The sequence below is a fragment of the Shinella agrisoli genome, from assembly GCF_046557955.1.
Lineage (GTDB): Bacteria > Pseudomonadota > Alphaproteobacteria > Rhizobiales > Rhizobiaceae > Shinella.
This window is the reverse complement of the sequence record NZ_JBJIEP010000016.1, coordinates 46183-65705: the sequence shown is the minus strand read 5'-3', so window position 1 is coordinate 65705 and position 19523 is coordinate 46183. Positions and strand designations below refer to the sequence as shown.

The 19523-nt window shown below is 66.0% G+C and carries 16 protein-coding genes; 1 reads left to right on the top strand and 15 read right to left on the bottom strand.

What is annotated here, in order from left to right; genetic code table 11:
- Positions 1 to 30: 30 nt before the first annotated feature.
- The 10 genes from ACIIOY_RS17325 to ACIIOY_RS17280 all read right to left on the bottom strand — a co-directional run bounded on the left by ACIIOY_RS17325 (position 31) and on the right by ACIIOY_RS17280 (position 11907).
- A complete protein-coding gene (locus ACIIOY_RS17325; protein ID WP_411035933.1) occupies positions 31 to 873 on the bottom strand; it encodes a class I fructose-bisphosphate aldolase in 843 nt (280 codons plus the stop codon).
- Positions 846 to 2594, bottom strand: a complete 1749-nt coding sequence (locus ACIIOY_RS17320) for a glycerol-3-phosphate dehydrogenase/oxidase (RefSeq protein WP_411035932.1) — start codon at positions 2592 to 2594, stop codon at positions 846 to 848. Before ACIIOY_RS17320 ends, ACIIOY_RS17325 begins: the two co-directional genes overlap by 28 nt.
- A 12-nt stretch (positions 2595 to 2606) precedes the next feature.
- Complete coding sequence (locus ACIIOY_RS17315; RefSeq protein ID WP_411035931.1) at positions 2607 to 3602, bottom strand: aldo/keto reductase; 996 nt, start codon at positions 3600 to 3602, stop codon at positions 2607 to 2609.
- Positions 3599 to 4606, bottom strand: coding sequence for a sugar-binding transcriptional regulator (locus ACIIOY_RS17310; protein WP_411035930.1), 1008 nt, complete (start codon positions 4604 to 4606; stop codon positions 3599 to 3601). The genes ACIIOY_RS17315 and ACIIOY_RS17310 overlap by 4 nt, the downstream gene beginning before the upstream one ends.
- A gap of 1 nt (position 4607) precedes the next feature.
- Positions 4608 to 5597 (bottom strand): ABC transporter permease, encoded by a 990-nt coding sequence (locus ACIIOY_RS17305; protein ID WP_411035929.1) that lies wholly within the window; start codon positions 5595 to 5597, stop codon positions 4608 to 4610.
- A gap of 22 nt (positions 5598 to 5619) precedes the next feature.
- Positions 5620 to 7146, bottom strand: a complete 1527-nt coding sequence (locus tag ACIIOY_RS17300; protein WP_411035928.1) for a sugar ABC transporter ATP-binding protein — start codon at positions 7144 to 7146, stop codon at positions 5620 to 5622.
- Between the two features lie 61 nt (positions 7147 to 7207).
- Positions 7208 to 8236: a substrate-binding domain-containing protein gene (locus ACIIOY_RS17295; protein WP_411035927.1), complete on the bottom strand. Its 1029-nt coding sequence runs from the start codon at positions 8234 to 8236 to the stop codon at positions 7208 to 7210.
- A 160-nt stretch (positions 8237 to 8396) separates the two neighbouring features.
- Positions 8397 to 8531: a hypothetical protein gene (locus ACIIOY_RS17290; protein WP_411035926.1), complete on the bottom strand. Its 135-nt coding sequence runs from the start codon at positions 8529 to 8531 to the stop codon at positions 8397 to 8399.
- A 26-nt stretch (positions 8532 to 8557) separates the two neighbouring features.
- Entirely contained in the window at positions 8558 to 10999 is a 2442-nt protein-coding gene (locus tag ACIIOY_RS17285; RefSeq protein WP_411035925.1) for a GcvT family protein, read from the bottom strand.
- A complete protein-coding gene (locus ACIIOY_RS17280; RefSeq protein ID WP_411035924.1) occupies positions 10996 to 11907 on the bottom strand; it encodes a phosphotransferase in 912 nt (303 codons plus the stop codon). The genes ACIIOY_RS17285 and ACIIOY_RS17280 overlap by 4 nt, the downstream gene beginning before the upstream one ends.
- 241 nt (positions 11908 to 12148) lie before the next feature.
- Here ACIIOY_RS17280 and ACIIOY_RS17275 point away from each other — a divergent pair, with 241 nt between their 5' ends.
- The gene (locus ACIIOY_RS17275) at positions 12149 to 12910 is read left to right on the top strand and encodes a DeoR/GlpR family DNA-binding transcription regulator (protein WP_411035923.1); all 762 of its coding nucleotides are present in this window, start codon (positions 12149 to 12151) and stop codon (positions 12908 to 12910) included.
- Between the two features lie 55 nt (positions 12911 to 12965).
- Here the strand turns inward: ACIIOY_RS17275 and ACIIOY_RS17270 are convergent, their stop codons facing one another.
- The 5 genes from ACIIOY_RS17270 to ACIIOY_RS17250 form a co-directional block, all read right to left on the bottom strand.
- Positions 12966 to 15158 carry a TonB-dependent siderophore receptor gene (locus ACIIOY_RS17270; protein WP_411035922.1) on the bottom strand — a complete coding sequence of 731 codons (2193 nt, stop codon included), beginning with the start codon at positions 15156 to 15158 and terminating at the stop codon, positions 12966 to 12968.
- A 152-nt stretch (positions 15159 to 15310) separates the two neighbouring features.
- Positions 15311 to 16195, bottom strand: coding sequence for a helix-turn-helix domain-containing protein (locus ACIIOY_RS17265; RefSeq protein ID WP_411035921.1), 885 nt, complete (start codon positions 16193 to 16195; stop codon positions 15311 to 15313).
- 131 nt (positions 16196 to 16326) lie between these two features.
- On the bottom strand, positions 16327 to 17832 hold the full coding sequence (locus ACIIOY_RS17260; RefSeq protein ID WP_411035920.1) for a tripartite tricarboxylate transporter permease: 1506 nt from the start codon (positions 17830 to 17832) through the stop codon (positions 16327 to 16329).
- A 9-nt stretch (positions 17833 to 17841) separates the two neighbouring features.
- Positions 17842 to 18303: a tripartite tricarboxylate transporter TctB family protein gene (locus ACIIOY_RS17255; RefSeq protein WP_411035919.1), complete on the bottom strand. Its 462-nt coding sequence runs from the start codon at positions 18301 to 18303 to the stop codon at positions 17842 to 17844.
- Positions 18304 to 18396: 93 nt separating this feature from the next.
- On the bottom strand, positions 18397 to 19380 hold the full coding sequence (locus ACIIOY_RS17250; protein WP_411035918.1) for a tripartite tricarboxylate transporter substrate-binding protein: 984 nt from the start codon (positions 19378 to 19380) through the stop codon (positions 18397 to 18399).
- Positions 19381 to 19523: the final 143 nt, after the last annotated feature.

Below are 19523 nucleotides of genomic sequence, written 5' to 3'. Positions count from 1 at the left end.
TGTTTCACGCAGTCCGGACGGAAAGCCGCCCTACCGCTGCCGATAGAGCGCGAAGGCCTCCTCGCCGCTCGCGTCCTCGTGCACGATCGCCATCAGCCCGCGCACCACGGCGCTCGGATCGGCGTGCTGGTAGATGTTGCGCCCGTAGACCATGCCCATTGCGCCCTGCCGCATCAAGGCGGCGGACTTGTCGAAGACGGCACGCAGATCCTCCTTGCCGCCGCCGCGCACCAGCACCGGGCAGCGCGCCGCCTCGACGACGCGGTGGAAATCCTGCGGATCGGTCGTCGGATCGGCCTTGACGATGTCGGCACCCATCTCGCGGGCGAGCCGCGTCAGCGTGACGATCTTGTCCGCGTCGCCGTCGACCATGTAGCCGCCGCGCTCCGTGACGGGCTGCATGACGAGCGGCTCGATCATCAGCGGCATGCCGTATTTCTCGCAGTCCGCCCGCACCCGGGCGATGTTCTGCACGCATTGGCGGAAGAGGTCCGGCTCGTCCGGCAGCATGAAGAGGTTGACCACCACGCAGGCCGCATCCATCTGCAGCGCGCCGATCAGCGGCTCGGCCACGTTCTGGAGGACGGCCCACATGTCGCGGTGGCGGATGCGGTTGTAGGGGTTGCCCATGTCGATGCGCATCACGAGGGCGGGCTTCTCCTTGCCGGGCAGGTCCTGCAGGAGGTCGGCCTGACCGTAGTTCATCTGGATCGCATCGGGCCTGGCCTCGACCAGCGCCTTGACGACGGCGGGCATGTCCTCCAGCCCGTCGAGGAAGGACGGCTCGTTGCACACGCCGTGATCGATCGCCACGTCCAGGCAACGGCCGTTGCCGAACAGCCGGTTCATCCGGACCTTGCGGTTGTCTCGCATAATTCACTCCTTCGTTCGTTCCTTGCGGAAAGGGCTTGTTCCGAAACGCCGTGGCGTTCGTGCATGAGGGTCAGAAAACGGGTGCGCTCCTCCGCCTTGCGCGGCGCCGGCCAGCCCTTTTCGGCGGCGAGCAGATCGAGGACGGCATCGACCATGGCAAGGCAGATCCCGCCGGTCATGGCGAGCGTCGTGCGGCGCATGAGCAGGTCGTCCAGATGCTCGACCGCCTCGGTGCGGATGAGATGGAGGATTTCCCGCGCGCTGTAGCCGGCATGGGGCACGGCGTGGTCCGGGCCGGCCGCGATGAAGCGGGCGACGCCTTCGGCGTCCGTGCCGTAGCGCTCGAACAGCAGCGCGGCCCGATCGGCAGGAAGGCCGGCCGACGCCGACAGCGCCCGGATCCAGGCGCCGCTGTCCTTCGGAAAGGAGCGCCCTCCCCCGAAGGGTCGATCCGCCGTATCGACGATACGCGGCAGGCCGAGGCGTTCCAGCACCATGTCTGCCGCCAGCTCGCCGAAGGAGCGGAACGTCGTCCATTTCCCGCCGATCATGCAGAGCACCGGCGGAACGCCGCTCCGGCTTTCGAGCACGGTGCAGAAATGATCGCGCGGGATGCGGCCGGTAAAGCTGTCGTCGCTGGCCGGCAGCGGGCGCACGCCGGAAAACTGGAAGACGATCTCCTCCGGGCGGATGGCGGCACCCGGCAGGACGAAGGCGAGCGATTGCAGGATATAGTCCCGCTCGTCCGCCTCGCAGCGCACCGTGCCCGGGTCGTCCACGCGGATGTCCGTGGAGCCGACCAGCACCTTGCCGAGATAGGGGAACAGGATGCAGATGCGCCCGTCCTCGTTCTCGTAATAGATCATGTGCCCGTCGAGCATGTCGCGCAGCGCGGGATTGTCGATGATGAGGTGCGAGCCCTTCGTGCCCCCCATCAGCCGCGCCGGCCGGGCCTCCCTTGGAAACAGCGTGGCGTTCGCAACGTCGATCCAGCCGCCCGTCGCGTTGATGATCAGCCGCGGCCGGACCGGCAGCGCCTCGCCGGCAATGCCGTCGAGCAGCAGGAAGCCGTCGGCGCCGGCCTGCTCGATCGTCGCATAGTTCAGGGCCCTTGCATTCGCTCCGGCGGAAAGGCCGTCGCGCAGCAGCTCGATGCCGATGCGTTCGGGATGGCTTACCCAGGCATCGTAATAGGTCGCGGAGCTGCGGATCGCCGGATTGAGCGCAGGCCATTTCTCCAGCGTCGCCTTGCGGCCGCGGAACTGATGGCGCGGCATCAGCGCGCGCCTGCGCGTCAGGAAATCGTAGATGCCAAGACCCGCCTTGATGGCGATCGCGCCGCGCCGGCTCGGGCGGCGGGTGAGGCCGAGGAAGCGCACGATGCCGTTGGCAAGGCCGGAGAAGGTATCGAAGATCGGCACCGTGGTCGGCAGCGGCGCGACATAATGGGGGGCGTTGCGCAACAGCCGGTCGCGCTCGGCGAGCGACTCCTTGACGAGGCCGAACTCGCCGTTTTCGAGATAGCGCAGACCGCCATGGACCATGCGCGAGAGCGCGGCGCTCGCGCCGGAGCAATAGTCGCCCTTCTCGACCAGCAGCACGTTCACGCCCTGCAGCGCCAGCTCGCGGAAGACGCTGAGCCCGTTGATGCCGCCGCCGAGGACGCACACGTCCACGTTCGGGCTCTGGCGGAGCCCGTCCAATGTCTCTTTCCGGTTCATGATGGCAGTCCGTTATCCGTCCATGTTGGCCAGCTTCGCCGCTATGGCGGCGTCGATAGCCGCAAGGTCCTCCGGCCCGAGCCGCAGCGTTCCGGCCCGGGCATTGTCGAGCGCCTGCGCGGGATTGCGCGCACCGCAAAGCGCAAAGGTCACGCCCGGCCGGGCCAGCGTCCAGGCGATCGCGACCTGGGCGATGCTGGCGCCATGCCGTTCCGCGACGGGCCGGATCGCCGCGGCGAATTCCTCCGCCTTCCGCCGGTTGGCGACGGAAAAGCGCGGATTGTCCCTGCGCTGGTCATCGCCCGGAAAAACGCGGCCCGGCCCGATCGTGCCCGAGAGCAGGCCGAGCGCCAGCGAGGAATAGCTCAGCGTCGACACGCCGTTTGCGATGGTGAGCGGCAGCAGGTCCGCCTCGATCCCGCGATCGATCATGCTGAACCGCTCCTGGATCGCATCGAGCGACCCGGTTGCGATATATTGCTCCAGCTCCGACCGGCCGACGTTGCTGGCGCCGATGGCGCGGATCTTTCCGGCCTGCCTCAGCGCCTCCAGCGCGGCGACGGTCTCCTCGATGGGGGTCGTCGCGTCCTGCCAGTGGGTGATGTAGAGGTCGATATAGTCCGTGCCGAGCCGGCGAAGGCTCTGCTCCACCTCGTGGATGATCGAATCCCGCCCGAGATGGCGGTGGACCGGCTTGCCGTCCTGGTCGAAGAAGTGGCTGCCCTCTTGCGTGTGCCAGACGAGGCCGCATTTCGTGGCGATCACCGCCCTGTCGCGGCGCCCGGCGACGGCCTTGCCGACGATCTCCTCCGACCGGCCGAGACCATAGGCCGGCGCCGTGTCGATCAGCGTCACGCCGGCGTCGAGCGAGGCCTGGATGGCGGCGATGGATTCCGCCTCGTCCGTGCCGCCCCACATCCAGCCGCCGATCGCCCAGGTGCCGAGGCCGACGGCCGACGCCCTGACGCCGGAGCGCCCGATTTCGCGGATCGACTGTTCGCCGCTCATGCGCAAAGCCCTTCTTCGGATGCGAGGTCGAGGATGCGCGCGCCGGTCGCCTCGTCGGTGACGAGCGTGTCGAGATGGTTGCCGCGCATGACGCTGAGGATCGGGCCGACCTTGTTCGGCCCGCTCGCCACGCCGATCTTCGTCGGGATCGAGGCGAACTCCCCCAGCGTCAGCGAGACCAGCGAGCGGTTGAGGCTGTAATCGCAGACCCGGCCCTCGCCGTCGAGCAGATGGGCGAGCAGCTCGCAGCGCGCACCGGAATGCTCGATGGCCGCGCGGTCGGTGCTGGAGGACGGATGCAGGTCGTAGTAAGTCGAATCCGCGCTCAGGACGGAGCCGATGCCGACGACCGCCACCTTTGCCTCCCGCGCGCGCTTGAGGACCTCGGCGACAGAGCGCATGGTCATCAGCATCGCCCGCTGCGCGGCATTGTCGGCAAAGAGCGGCGCGTGGATCTGGTAGGAGCGCCCGCCGAGCCGGTCGGCCATCAGCGTCGAGACGTGGTTGACGTCCGTATAGTGCTTGCCCTGCACGCAGCCGGTCGCGGGGATGACCTCGACATCGAAGCGGCGCGGCGCCTGGAGGCCGGACACGACGGCGCTGACGCCCTTGCCGCCGGTGATGCAGATCGTGTCGCCGTCGGCGATTTCTTCGAGGAGCAGCCGTGCGGCCGCCTCGCCCACCGCCTGCAGCGCGGTCTGCGGGTTGTCCGAGACGGTCGGCACCACGACCGCGCGGCTGATGCCGCCGAGCGCCAGAAGCCGCTCCTCCATGTCCACCAGCGGCTCGACCGGCGACTTGATCTTGATCTCAACGAGGCCGAGCTGGCGGCCCCGCTTGATGAGGCGGTTGACGGTGGCATGCGAGATGCCGAGCCGGTCGGCGATCTGCGCCTGCGTCAGGCCTTCCAGGAAGTGCAGGACGAGCGCCTGGTGCATCTGCCGGGCGATGACGATCTCCTCGCGCGGCGCTGTCGTCTTGGGTTTGAGCTTGGCAATGGGCATGTCAGGCGGCCTTACGCTTGTGCAGGAAATGGTCGATGGAGACGGCGGCAAGCAGAATGCAGCCCTTGATCATGTCCTGCCAATAGACGGAAACGTTGAGCAGGATCAGCGAGCTGGTGACGACCGACAGGAGCGCGATGCCGAGGATGGCGCCGAGGATCGTGCCCGAGCCGCCGCTGAGCGAGGCGCCGCCGATGACCGCCGCGGCGATGATGTTGAGCTCCATGCCGACGCCGAAGGTGGGCGTGGCCGCGCCGAAGCGGGACATGTAGATGACGCCTGCGACACCGGCGAGCGTGGAGCACAGCACCGTCACCCAGAACTGCACCTGGTTGGTCTTGATGCCGGAATAGAGCGCCGCCTTCTCGTTGCTGCCCGTGTAGAAGACCTTGCGGAAGGCGGTCGCCCGGCGCAGCAGGAAATCGAAGAGGATGACGACGGCGACGAAGATCAGGATGACGTAGGGTACGCCGTAAAAGGTCCCCTGCCCCACCACCTTGAAATTCGCTGGCAGCGTGAAGAGCGAGAGCGGCGTGCCCTTGGTGATGATGAGGCACAGGCCGCGCACGATCACCATCGCCGCCAGCGACGTGATGAAGTGGTTGAGGCCGACGACCGTCACGAAGAAACCCATGATGGCACCGATCGCGCCGCTGGCGAGGATGCCGGCGAGCGACGCCGTCCACGGATCGAGCCCGGCAAGGAAGAGCGAGCCTGAGAGCACCATCGCGAAGCAGACGACCGAGCCGACCGCAAGGTCGATGCCGCCGACGATGAGAAGGATCGTCATGCCGACGACGACGATGCCCTCCACCGAAAAGCTCATCAGCATGGCGCGGAAATTGCCGAGCGTCAGGAAATGCGGCGATGCGAAGCTCATGATCACGCCGAGCACGAGAATGATCGCGATCAGCCCCGCCTCGCGCATTGCGCCGATCCGCTTGAAGGATGACGTTTTCGGCGAACCCGCCGCCATCGTGTCGATTGCCATTTCCCTCTCTCCCACTTTCTCTTCAGGCGGCATGGTTCGCCGCCCTTGCCGTCCCCAGCCCCGAGGCGAGGCGGATGACGGCCTCCTCCGACATCTCGTGCGCGGCAAGTTCGCCCGCGATGCGGCCCTCCCGCACGACCAGCACGCGATCGGCAAGGCCCAGCAGCTCCGGCATTTCCGAGGAGATGACGATGATGCCGATGCCCGAGCGGGCCAGCGCGCGCAGCAGACGGTGAATTTCCGTCTTGGCGCCCACATCGATGCCGCGCGTCGGTTCGTCCATCAGGATGACCTTCGGCTTGACGGCAAGCTGCTTGGCGATCGCCACCTTCTGCTGGTTGCCGCCCGAAAGCGACCTGACCGGCGCCTCGATGCCGCCCATGCGCACGCCGAGCCGGCGGGCGAAGTCCTCTGCCAGGGCGGCCTCGGCACGCCTGTTCAGGAGGCCGGCGGAATTGGTCAGGGCCTTCAGGTCCAGCACGGAGATGTTCTGCGCGATGGACATCTCCAGGAACACGCCCGAACCCTTACGATCCTCGGACAGGTAGACGATGCCGGCCTTCACCGCGTCGGAATAGGACCCGATCCTCTGCGCCTTGCCATGCAGCCGCACCGTGCCGGCCGTACGGGGCCGCAGGCCGCAGATGCCCTCCGCGATCTCCGTGCGGCCGGAGCCGATCAGGCCGCCGATGCCGAGGATCTCGCCCTTGCGCACGTTGAACCTCACATCGCGGAAGCGCTCTCCGTCGCCAATTCCGTCGACTTCGAGGACCGTTTCCCCGGCCGTCTCGTCGGGCCTGAGCTTTTCCGGATAGAGCTGCGTGATCTCGCGCCCCACCATGCGGCGCACCACGTCGTCCGGCGTCACGTCCGCGACGCGGTCGGTGCAGACGTAGCGTCCGTCGCGGAAAACCGTCACCCGGTCGCACAGGCTGAAAATCTCGGCCATGCGGTGGCTGATGTAGATGATCGAGATGCCGTTCGCCTTGAGATCGCGGATGACGGAAAAGAGCTGCTGCGCCTCGGTCTCGGTGAGCGCCGCGGTCGGCTCGTCGAGGATCAGCACGCGGCAGTCGAGCGTCAGCGCCTTGGCGATCTCGACGAGCTGCTGGCTGGAGATCGGCAGGTCCGCCACCTTGCGCCGGACGTCGATGGCGGCGAGCCGGTTCATCACGGCCTGCGCGTCGCGTTCCAGCGCGCGGTAATTCATGAAGGGCGCGCGGCGGCGGTTGGTCGCCGCCATGAACATGTTCTCCGCCACCGTCGCATCCGGGCAGAGCGCGATTTCCTGATGCACGAGGCCGATGCCGAGCGACTGCGCCGCCGCCGGGGAGGCGATGCGGACGGGCTTGCCGTCGACGCGGATTTCGCCCTCGGTCGGCTGCAGCACGCCGGCGATGATGTTCATCAGCGTCGACTTGCCGGCGCCGTTCTCGCCGCAAAGGGCATGGACCTCGCCCCGCTCGAGCGAGAAATCGACATCCGTCAGCGCCTTCACCGCTCCGAAGTGCTTCGTCACGCCATGAATCGTCAGCACCGGTTCCGCCATCGCTTCCTCCCACTCCCGAGGCCGTCCGCGCCGTGACGGCGCGGACGGCCTCAAACGGAGCTTACTCCTCGATACCCTTGGTGCCGCGGCGCTTCAGGTACTTGTCCCAGTAGAAGTCGTCGGCATTTTCCGCCGTCACGATGGAAAGGCCGTTGTCGACCACCGGGATGCTCATCGGGTTGTAGCCGGACCGTTTCGCGTCGTTCATCGGGTCGATCAGCTCGGGATGCTTGGCGAGCCAGAGCAGGATGAAGCCCATGTAACCCTGCATGCCCTGGTTCGGGTTGATCGAGCCGAAGACCTCGCCGGCCTTGATCATGTCGAGGATGTTGGCGTTGACGTCCGCGCACATGACGAGGACCTTGCCGCCGCTTTCCTTGTTGGCCTGCGCCGCGCCGATGGCGGAGTTGGCTTCCGGCATGAAGACCGCGCCGAGGTTCGGGTTGGCCTGGATGATGCTGAGAAGGCCCTGGTAGGCCCTGGTCGGGTCCTGGTTGGACGCGGCGCGCCCGACGAGCTTCATGTCCGGCCACTTCTCCTCCATGCGGCCGATGAAGGCGGCGATGCGCTTGTCGTGATTGTCCTGCCCCGGGTTCTCAAGGACCGCATACTCGCCCTTGCCGCCCATCTTCTCGGCAATCGCGTCGGCGGCATAGACGCCTTCGCGCGTGTTGTCCGAGGTGATGAAGGAAACGCGCTTGGAGAGCGGCGAGTCGGCGGCGAAGGTGACGACGGCCGTACCCTGGTCGATCGCGCGGTTGATCGGCTCGATGAACGGGTCGGAATTCATCGGGTGCACGAGGATACCGGCCGGATTCTGCGCCAGCGCCTGGTCGAAGGTGGCGATCTGCTTGTTCACGTCATATTCCGGCGTGCCGGTGTACTCGGTCTCGCAGCCGAACTGCTGGCCCGCCTGCTTAAACATCTCGTAGACCGGGAACCAGTATTCGACGCCCGAGACCATGACGTTCATGACGTATTTCTCGCCCGGCTTGCAGCGGAACGGGTTCTCCGTCTCGGCGGCCGCCGAACCGGCGAAAAGCGTGGTCGCAAGGACCGCCATCGCGGTGGTCGTGAAAAAAGTGCGCAAGTGTCCTCCTCGAGGCCGAAGCCCCTCCCAAAAGCCCGTGGGCGTCGTTTTCGACGCCGCCAATCTCAGTGAAGACCGGATTTCCTCCTCGAAGTCCGGTATGGGCAGCTAAACGCAAAGCGCATTGCGTGTCAATATAATTCACATCTTGAAATATATTTCATACAACAAGGATGAAATCAAGTCTGCCGGCTGAAATATGTTTCAACCCGCGCAGGAAGCCGCCCGCCCCGTCAACGGCCGGCTGAACCTCGACGGTCACGCGGGACAGGGCATCGAGATGGGCAAGGCGCATCGGCAAAGCCCCCTCTTCCGGGGCCTTCAGGCTTTCATCCGCGCACCGGACGGATCGTAGGGCGCCTTGAGATGGATTTTCGCCGGCACCCGTTCCATCGCGACCACGAGCTCGTAGCCGCCGCCGGCCAGGAAATCGTCATCCACGCCCTCGGCGCGGCGCACGTAGCCGTAGCCAACATTGCTGCCGAGCGTATAGCCGTAGCCGCCGCTCGTGAGGTAGCCGACGGGCTCACCGTTGCGCAGGATCGTCTCGCGGCCGACGAGAACGATGTCCGGATCGTCGGCCGTAAAGCCGGCAAAAGCCTTCCTGCGGGCTTTCCCCTCCATGGCTGCCAGCGCATGGCGGCCGAGAAAATCGATGTCCTTGTGCAGCTTCACCGCCCAGCCGAGACCGGCCTCGAACGGCGTGTCGTTCGGCGTGATGTCCGAGCCCCAGGCACGATACCCCTTTTCCAGGCGCAGCGATTCCAGGGCGCGGTAGCCGACCGGGCGGATGCCGAACGGCGCCCCCGCGGCCATCAGCGCGTCGAAGATCGTTCCGATCCCGTCAATCGGCGCATGCAGCTCCCAGCCGAGTTCGCCGACATAGCTCACGCGGAGCGCATGGACGGAATGGCCGGCAATCGCGATCTCGCGCAGGTGGCCGAAAGGGAAGCCGGCATTGGAAATGTCGGCATCGGTCACGGCCGCGAGGACCTCCCGCGCCTTCGGCCCCATGAGCGAGAGCGTGCCGTACGCCTCCGTCACGTCCCGCACCGTCACATCCAGCCCGGCGGGGATATGGTCTTTAATCCAGCCGAGGTCGTGCGTGCGGAAACCCGTGCCCGTGACGATGTAGAATCTTTCTTCGGAGAGCCGCGCCACCGTCAGGTCCGCCTCGATGCCGCCGCGACTGTTGAGGAGCTGCGTATAGGTAAGCCGCCCCGCCGGCTTGCGGACATCGTTGGCGCAGATCCAGTCGAGCGCCTTCAGCGCCTGCGGCCCCGCCATCTCGTATTTGGCGAAGGAGGACTGGTCGAAGATGCCGACGGCCTCGCGCACATGGCGGTGTTCCTCGCCGACGGCGGAGAACCAGTTCGGCCGGCCCATCGAATAGACGTCCCTCGGCTCCGTGCCTTTCGGTGCGAACCAGTTCGGCCGTTCCCAGCCGAGCTTCGAGCCGAAGACCGCGCCATGCGCCTTCAGGCGCCCGTAGAGCGGCGAGACGATGTGCGGGCGCCCGCTTTCGTATTCCTCGTGCGGAAAGGCGATCGCGTAGTGCCTGCCGTAGGCTTCCAGCGTGCGGTCGAGCACCCATTGGCGGTCGCGATGCATGCCGGCAAAGCGGCGGATGTCGACCGCCCAGAGATCGAGCGGCGCCTCGCCGTCGACGACCCATTGCGCCAGCGCCCAGCCCGCCCCTCCCCCGGAGGCGATGCCGAAGGCGTTGAAGCCGGCGCCGACGAACATGTTCCTGCATTCCGGCGCGGCGCCGAGGATGAAATTGCCGTCCGGCGTGAAGCTCTCCGGCCCGTTGACCATCTGCTTCACGCCGACCGTTTCCAGCGCCGGCACGCGGGCGATCGCCTCGACCATGTGCTGCTCGAAATGGTCGAAGTCGTCGTCGAAGAGGCGGTAGGCCCAATCGTCCGGCACGTCGCCGGTCGTCCAGGGCTGCGGGTTCGGCTCATAGCCGCCCATCACCAGCCCGCCGACCTCCTCCTTGAAGTAGGTCCGGCGGTCGGGATCGCGGACGGTCGGGGCATCGGCGGCAAGGCCGGGCACCTCCTGCGTGACGATGTACTGGTGCTTGACGGGCTGGAGCGGCACGTTGACGCCCGCCATGCCCCCCACCTGCCGCGCCCATTGGCCGGCGCAGTTGACGACCTTTTCGCAGGCGATCTCGCCAAGCGTGGTGCGCACGCGCCTGATGCGGCCGTCTTCCATGTCGAAGCCGGTGACGCGCACGTTCTCGACGATCCTGACGCCATGCATGCGCGCGCCTCTGGCGAGCGACTGGGTGATGTCGGAAGGGCTCGCCTGCCCGTCCGTCGGCAGCCAGCTCGCGCCGACGAGGTCGCCGACCTCCATCAGCGGCCACATGGCCTTCATTTCCGCGGGCGCCAGCAGGTGCATCTCCATGCCGAAGCTCCTCGCGGTCGTTGCGAGGCGGCGAAATTCCGTCCAGCGGTCCGCGTTGGTGGCAAGCCGCAGGCATCCCGTCATCTTCCAGCCGGTCGCGAGCCCCGTTTCCGCTTCCAGGCCCCTGTAGAGGTCGACGGAATATTTCAGCATGCGCGTGATCGAGGCAGAGGAGCGCAGCTGACCGACAAGGCCCGCCGCGTGCCAGGTCGAGCCGGAGGTCAGCGTCCCCTGCTCCAGGAGGACGACATCCGCCTTGTGGTCGCGCGCGAGGTGATAGGCCGTCGAGCAGCCGATGATGCCGCCGCCGATGACAACGATCTCGGCATGGGATGGCAGGGTCATTTGGTATGCTTCCCGTATGTGGTTCTATAGCGGTCGAGCGCCTTTTCGAGACGGTCCAGGTTTTCGCCCGTATAGCCGGCATAGTCGGCGCCCGGGGCGGCCAGATGCAGCTCGGACACCATGCTCCACATCGCCTCGCGCAGCAGGGAGGCGCATTGCATGGCGGCATGGGAGCGGCGGATGGCGGGGTCCGGCGTGCCGCCGAAATAGGCGTGGAGGAAGTCCTCCGCCTCCTCCGGTGGAAGCCCGGCATTGGAGGTGGCGCCGGCAAGGTCGAACATGGCGGTCGAGAAGCCGGCATATTCGTAGTCGATCAGCCAGAGCCGATTGCCGTCGTCGAGGATATTGGCCGGCAGGAGGTCGTTGTGGCCGAAGACGATGGGCAGCGGCACCTGCGCCGCCTCCAGTTCCGCCGCAAGCGCCAGGTAGCCCGGCAGATGCGGCACCATGCGGCTGCCGCCGGCCTCCAGCGTGCGGGCATAGTCGCGCACCACATGAAAGGGCCAGAAGAGGAAGGCGGCGCCGCTGACTTTCGCCGGCATTTCGGCGTGGAACCGGCGCAGCAACTCCGCCACGCGGCGACGCCCGGCCGCAACGTCCTTCGCCGCAAAGGTCTTTGCCCCAAGATAGGCCGAGACCATGACGCCGGGTTCCGCATAACGGACCTCCGGCCCGAAACCCGCCGCATGCGCCGCCCGCGCCGTCATCAGTTCCCGCTCGCGGAAGACATGGTGGAAAGGATAATCCTTGCCGAAGCGCACCACATGACGTCCGGCGCCGTCGCTGACGAGATAGCTTTCGTTGCTGATGCCGCCCTTCATCGGCGCGATCTCGATGCGGCCACGCCAGCAGGGCAAGGCACGGATGCGGTCTTCGACGGCGCCGCTCGACCCGATGCGCCCCTCCATCAACTCCCTCCCGAAAGCGGCCAGCGGCCAACCCGCTCCGCACCCTGCCGGAACCGCTCCGGACGTCGTTCCCCGACTGTTTTCCGGCGATTGCTCCATCTTTCCATGTCATTCCGGATAGGTGCGGCTGTCAATCGCGGTGTGTGGCTTTTTCTGTGTTTATGACCGATTCTGCGGCTTTCTTGCCATGCGGCCCGTGACCGATTATGAAGCAGGAGAACCCTTTGCGGACCGGACGGGCATGAACCATTCCAAGCGCCACAACGACATCCTCCGCCTCCTTCAGCAGGACGGTACGGTGACGATCGCCGACCTCGCCAAGAGGCTCGACGTCTCGCTGGAGACGGTGCGGCGGGACCTGAAGCCGCTGACGACCAACGGGACCGTGATCAAGATGCACGGCGCTGTGGCGCTGCCCTCCATCGTCGGCGAAGCGCCCTTCGAAAAGCGCATGCGCGAGAACAGCGAGGCGAAGAAGGCGATCGCCGTCGCCATGGCGGCGACGATCCGTGACGGCGATTCCATCATGCTCGACACGGGCACCACGACGAGCTATCTCGCCCGCGAGCTGCTCGGCCACCGGCGGCTGACGGTCATCACCAATTCCTCGGACATCGCCCGCACGCTCTCGACGGTCAACGACAACCGCGTTTACATGGCGGGAGGCGAGTTGCGCAGCGACAACGGCGCCGCGTTCGGCGTCTCGGCCATCGAGTTCATCAGCCATTTCACCGTCGGCCACGCGGTCATCACGACGGGGGCGATCGACGCGGCAATCGGCGTGATGGACTACGACCTGGAGGAGGCGGAATTCGCCCGCGCGGTCATCTCGCGCGGCAAACGCGCCGTCGTCATCACCGACCATACGAAGTTCGGCCGGCAGGGCCTGGTGCGCGTCTGCGACTTCAGCGCGCTCACAGATCTCTTCACCGACAAGGCCCCTCCCCGCGACATCTCGGCCGCGTTGAAGACGGCGGGCGTCAACGTCACGCTCGCCCGGTAAGTTGCCGGCGGTAAACTGAATGGGCCCGGCGACGGATGCCGCCAGGCCGTTCGTCCTACCAGGACGTGCTGGCCTTGAGCATGAAGGTCCGGCCCGCGCCGTAACCGCAAGCGCTCAGTCCCTGGCAGCTCGCCACATATTCCTTGTCGAACAGGTTGGAGACGTTCAGCGCGACGGCCCAGTTGTCCTTCTTGTAGCGGATGGCCGCATCGACCAGCGTCGCCGACGGCACCTCGAGCGTATTGCTCCGGTCCGCCCACGACCTGCCGACATGGCGGATGCCGGCGGCGACGCTTACACCCTCGAGCGCCCCGTCCTGGAACGAATAGTCCGCCCAGAGCGACGCGGTGATGTCGGGAACCTGGATCGGCGTCGTGCCGACCGGCGCCGTGTCGAAAGCGCCGCCTGTTGCCTTCGTCACCTCCATGTCGAGGTAGGTGAGCGCGCCGATGATCTTCAGGTTGTCGGTGACATTCGCCAGGGCCGAAACCTCAAAGCCGCGGGCCTCCACTTCCCCGATCGCCGCCGGGCGGGCAGGCGTGAAGGAGGTGTCCAGGCCGACGACGTTCTGCCGCGTAATGTCGAAATAGGCGGCCGTGAAGAGGGCATCCATGAAGTCGGGCTGGTACTTCACCCCCGCTTCCCACTGCTTGCCGGTTTCCGACTTCAGCAAGTCGCCGTTGACGTCCGTCGATGTCGTCGGGTTGAACGAGGTCGAATAGCTGAGGTATGGCGTCAGGCCGTTGGCGAACTCGTAGGCAAGCGCGGCGCGCCACGTGAATTTCCCCTCGTCGCCCTCGGCTGAATTCGCCGGGGTCAGCCGGTCCTCGAGGTCGGTGGAAACGAAGTCGTAGCGGCCGTTCAGCGTGACGATCCAGCCGCCGCCGAACTTGATCTGGTCCTGCGCGTAGATGCCCAGCTGGTCGCGGCTGAGGTCCTGGTCGAGATAGGTGGCGACCGGCGGCGGCACGATGCCGTAGACCGGGTTGAGCGGATCGAGCGACGCCGCCGGGAAGACGGAGCCCTGGATCTGGTCGATGGTGTAGTGCCGGTAGTCGAGGCCGAGCAGCAGGTTATGCTCCGCGCCTGCCGCCTGGATGCTGCCCTCCAGCTGGTTGTCGACGGTGAAGATGCCGACATCCGTGTCGTGCGCGAAGCGGTAGCGGGCAAGCTTCGTCGGATCGCCGAAGTCGATGCCGGCGCCGTACAGCGCGTCCTCCTCCAGCGAAACGCGCGCATAGCGCAGGTTCTGGCGCACGGTCCAGTCGTTGTCGAACGTGTGCTCGAACTCGTAGCCGATCATGGCCTGCTGGCGATCGTAGGTGTCGAAGTCCGGCTCGCCGTAGAAGAGGTCACGCGGGATACGGCCGAAGCCGGGCGCATCGACGACGGTTCCCTCGTAGGGCAGGAAGCCGGTGCTGGTGTGAGTCAGGTCGATGTGCTGGTAGGAGCTGAGGAAGGTGAAGCTCGTCGCCTCGTCGGGCTTCCAGGTGAAGCTCGGCGCGATGGTGCCGCGGAAGTCATCGGCGTGGTCCGTTTCCCAGCCGCCGCCCGAAATCTTGCCCGTCAGGCGATAGCTCACCGCGTCGTCGCCGCCGAGCGGGTCTCCGATGTCGAGGCCGAGATAGCCGTTGCCAAAACTGTTGATGCCGGTCTCGGCGTAGCGCAGCCGCTCGCCCGTCGGACGCTTGCTGACATAATTGACGAAGCCGCCGGGATTGGCCCCGCCATAGAGCGCCGAACTCGGCCCCTTGATCACCTCGATGCGCTCGAGGAAGAACGGGTCCACGAGAAACGTTCCGAAACCGTGCTGGTAAAGCGAAAGGCCGTCGAGGAAGACGCCGGTCTGGTCGGCCTGGAACCCGCGGATAAAGAGCCAGTCCGTATCGGAATCCGTGCCGTAGGTGGACGCATTCACGCCGGCCACGTAGCGCAGTGCCTCGTCGACCTTCTGCGGGCTCTGGTCGTCGATCTGCTCCCGGCCCACGACGGAAACCGATTGCGGGATCTCGTTGATCGCAGTGGCCGCCTTGCTGCCGGTGCGCGTCGACTTGGCGACGATCCCCTTCACGGGCTCCACGCCCGTATCGGCCGCCGTGTCCGGATCCCCCTGCTCGATGCGAACCTCCTCGAGCCGCGTCGCCCCCTCCTGCGCGAATGCGCCGAAAGGTACCAGCAGGGCGATCGCCGCCGTGCCGCAGGCAAGAGCCAGCCTGAACTGCTTGTGATTCTTCGATATCGTCGTCATCTGCACACCCCGCGCCAGCCGCCCCCTCTCCGGGTCGGCAAGAATAAGATGAGTGATTAACTCAGTTTTAATCGGGGAGCTTGTCGCATTCCGCGATAATTGAACGTTCTTGGGCAATTTTCCGCATGGCGAATATTCGCCCAGAGGCCGTGTCAGGCGAGCTGCGCCTTCTGCCATTGGGCCGGCGTCGTTCCGAAATTCTTGCGGAAGACACGGGTGAAATGCGCCTGGTCGGCAAAGCCGGTCTCGGCGGCGATTTCCGTAAGGGAGTACTTTCCCTTTAGAATCAATAGCTTGGCGCGACGCAGGCGCGCATTCACCTGCCATTGATGCGGCGCGATGCCGGTGGATGCCTTGAAGGCGTGGCTGAAATGGGACTGCGAAAGCCCGGTGAGCGCCGCCAATTCCTCCAGCCGGATATTGCGCAAGCAATTTTCTTCAATGAAATCCGTGGCGCGGCGCAGCTGCCAGCCGGCCAGCTTGCTGCGCTTGCGGCCCTGCGCCTTGGCGAGCTTCATGACATCGATGAACAGCGCCAGCGACAGGCCGTCGCCGTAGAGATCGTGGAGCGGCTGCGGATTGGTGCACTCGGCGGCGATGAGCTGCGCGAGCGAGAGCAGCCGGCTATCGGAGAAAAAGAGCTGCGGTGTCGCAAGCCGCGCCGGATCGAGATCCTCGGCAAGGCGCCGGCTGATCGTCTCCACATCGAAATGCAGGTCGAGGTGGCGCATGAACTGATGGTCGGCAAGATCGGCCCAGAGCTCGAAACCCGCGGGAATATAGGCGATCGGATGGCGTCCCCAGTCCGCGACCGTCGTCTTGCCGCCGGGCGCCACGCGGATGCGGGACTGGCCCGGTCCCCGCTTGTCGAGCAGGACGAAAAGCCGGGGATCCTGGCCGACATAGTATCCCCCGGCATAAGGCGCGCATTCCACGTCCCATACATCGGCGACAATACCGTTCCAATGCCGACGATTGAGGTCGCCCACGACAGAAAAGCCCTCGATCCTGTTCTGCATGCGCGGCTGGAACGTCATCTCGTCGCCCGGATATTCCTTCTTATTTTTGTCAAGTTTTGTAGCGCGAAATCCGCTACGATGCAATATCGCTAAAAATGCAAAAGGGGCGGCCTGACGCCGCCCCTCCCCTTCCCCGCAGGTTCGGCCTGTCATTCTTCTTCTTGAAAGACTTCCTCGCGCTTGGCCTTGACCGAGGGCAGGAAGACGATGACCAGGACCGCCAGCGCGATGGCGAGCAGCACCGCGCTGATCGGACGCGTGACGAAGGTGGTGGGATCGCCGCGCGAAAGGATCATGGCCCGGCGTAGGTTTTCTTCCAGCAGCGGCCCCAGCACGAAGCCGAGCAGCAGCGGTGCGGGTTCGCAGCGCAGCTTCACCAGGAGGTAGCCGCCGAGGCCGAACAGCGCGACCGCATAGAGGTCGTAGACATTGGAGTTCACGCTGTAGACGCCGATCGAGCAGAAGGCCATGATGATCGGGAAGAGCACGTAGTAGGGCACCGTCAGCAGCTTCACCCAGAGGCCGATCAGCGGCAGGTTCAGGACGACCAGCATCAGGTTGCCGATCCACATGGAGGCGATTATGCCCCAGAACAGCGTCGGCTGCTCGCTCGCCACGTTCGGCCCCGGCACGATGCCCTGGATGATCATCGCCCCCACCATCAGCGCCATGACCGGATTGGCCGGAATGCCGAGCGTCAACAGCGGAATGAACGAGGTCTGCGCGCCCGCATTGTTGGCCGATTCCGGGCCGGCGACGCCCGCAATGGCGCCCCGGCCGAATTCTTCCGGGTGGTCGGAAACACGCTTTTCGACCGTATAGGAGGCGAAAGCCGCGAGGATGGCGCCGCCCCCCGGCAGGATGCCGAGCGCCGAACCGATGGCCGTGCCGCGCAGGACCGGGGCGATCATGCGCCTGAAATCGTCCTTCGTCGGCCAGAGGCCCGAGACTTTCGCCATCAGGACGCTGCGCGTCTTCTCGCCTTCAAGGTTGCGCAGGATTTCGGCGACACCGAAGACACCGACCGCGACGGCCACGAAGTTGAGCCCGTCCGCATATTCCCGGATACCCAGCGTGAAGCGTGGGGTACCGGTGTAGATGTCCGTGCCGACGAGGCCGAGCAGCAGGCCCAGCGCGACCATGGCGAGCGCCTTGACGATGGAGCCGTGCGCCAGGGCAATCGACGAGACGAGGCCGACGACCATCAGCGAGAAGTACTCCGCCGCGCCGAATTCTAGGGCGACGGCCGTCAGCGGGATGGCGAAGATGGCGACGAGAAAGGTGGAAACCGTGCCGGCAAAGAAGGAACCGAGCGCGGCGATGGAGAGCGCCGCCCCTGCCCTGCCCTTGCGGGCCATCTGGTAACCGTCGATCGCCGTAACGGCCGAGGAGGATTCCCCCGGCATGTTGATGAGGATCGCCGTGGTCGAGCCGCCATACTGCGCACCGTAATAGATGCCGGCGAGCATGATCAGCGACGAGACCGGCTCGAGCTGGAACGTGATCGGCAGGAGCATGGCGATGGTGGCCGTCGCGCCGATGCCGGGCAGCACGCCGATCAGCGTGCCGAGCAGAACGCCGATGAGGCAGAAGGCGAGGTTGGCGGGCGAGGCGGCCGTGGCAAAGCCGAGCGCAAGATTGCTGACAAGATCCATGGTCGCCTCCTAGAGCCGTGTCCAGGGGCCGAACCGCTCGAACGGCAGGCCGAGGGCGTAGCTGAACACCACGACCGAGAAAAGGGTGATGGCCGCCGCCAGAAGGAACGCCATCGGCGCCTTCATGCGCGTCGAGGCAAAGGCGGCGATGAGCGCGGTGAAGAACAGCGACGGCACGAAGCCGAGGCCGCGCACCGTCAGGCCGAAGAAGACCGGGGCGGGGAGGATGAAGAGCATGCCGCGCAACGCCAGCGGTCCCATGGGCTCTCCCTTGACCCGCGTCGCCTGCACGAGCACCACGACGCCGAGCAAGGTGAGGATCGCGGCGAGGATCAGCGGAAAATAGCCCGGCCCCATGCGCAGCGCCGTGCCCAGATCCAGGTTGAGGCTTTGGTAGATAAAGAAGCCGCCAAGCGCGATGAAGGTCAGGCCGCATATCGCATTGGTGCTGTCGAATTGCACTTGTTTCATGGAATCCCCTCTTCCAGCGGCCGGGACGGACCGCGTCGGCGATGCGGAGCCGTGGCGGCGGCCAACGCCGCCACGGCCCGATCGGTACGAGCCTTAGTCGGCGTACTGGCCGGCCGCCTCGATGACGGGCTTCCAGCGGGCGATCTCGCTCTCGAGCTTCGCCTTGAGGGCAGCCGGCGTCGCGTCGGCTTCGGAGGAGGGCGCCGTGCCGAGTTCGGCAAAGCGGGCGACGACGTTCTCGTCCTTCAACGCGAGCTGAAGCGACTTGGAAAGGCGTTCGGTCACCTCCGCCGGCGTGCCTTTCGGCGCGTAGATGCCGTGCCAGATGCCGACCTGGAAGCCCGACAGGCCGGCTTCCTCCGCGGTCGGGATGTCCGGCAGGTTTTCGAGGCGGGCAGGGGATGTCACGGCATAGGCCTTGATCGTGCCGCCCTGGATCTGCTTCGTCGTGTTGGTGGTCTGGTCGCACATGACGTCGACCTGGCCGCCGAGCAGGTCGGTCATGGCCGGGCCGGTCCCCTTGTAGGGCACGGTCGTGAACTGCGTCTGCAACGCGCTCATCAGCAACATGCCGCACAGATGGGATGCGGCGCCGATGCCGGCATTGGCCACCGTCACCGTATCCTTGTTCGCCTTCATGTAGTCGATCAGGCCCTTGAGGTCGGTAGGCTCGAGGTCCTTGCGGGCGACGATCGTCATCGGCACGTCGGTGACGAGACCGACATATTCAAAGGCATCCAGCGTGTCGTAGGCGAGCTTGCGGTAGAGCGTGGCGCTCGTCGCCATGCCGATATGGTGGAGAAGCAGCGTGTAGCCGTCCGGATCGGCACTCGCCACGCGGCCCGCACCGAGCGTGCCGCCGGCGCCGCCGACATTCTCGACGACGATCTGCTGGCCGAGATCCTTCGACATGGCTTCAGCCACCAGTCGCGTCACCGTGTCCGTCGGCCCGCCCGCGGAGAAGGGCACGACCATGGTGATGGTGCGCTCCGGATAGGTCTGGCCGAGAGCGGACGTGGCGAGCAGCGAGACGGCGAATGCAGCCGAGACGCCGAAAAGGGTTTTCAAGGTTTTCATCAAATCCTCCCGATGAAATGCCAGCCGGCACGGCTCCTCCCGTGCGGTACTGGATGCCCCTAAAGTGGCGCGCGAAGACGCAAGGGCAAGCAGACGCGTGGATTTACGGTGCAGTTTACCGCGGTAAACCGTGCCGGATGGGT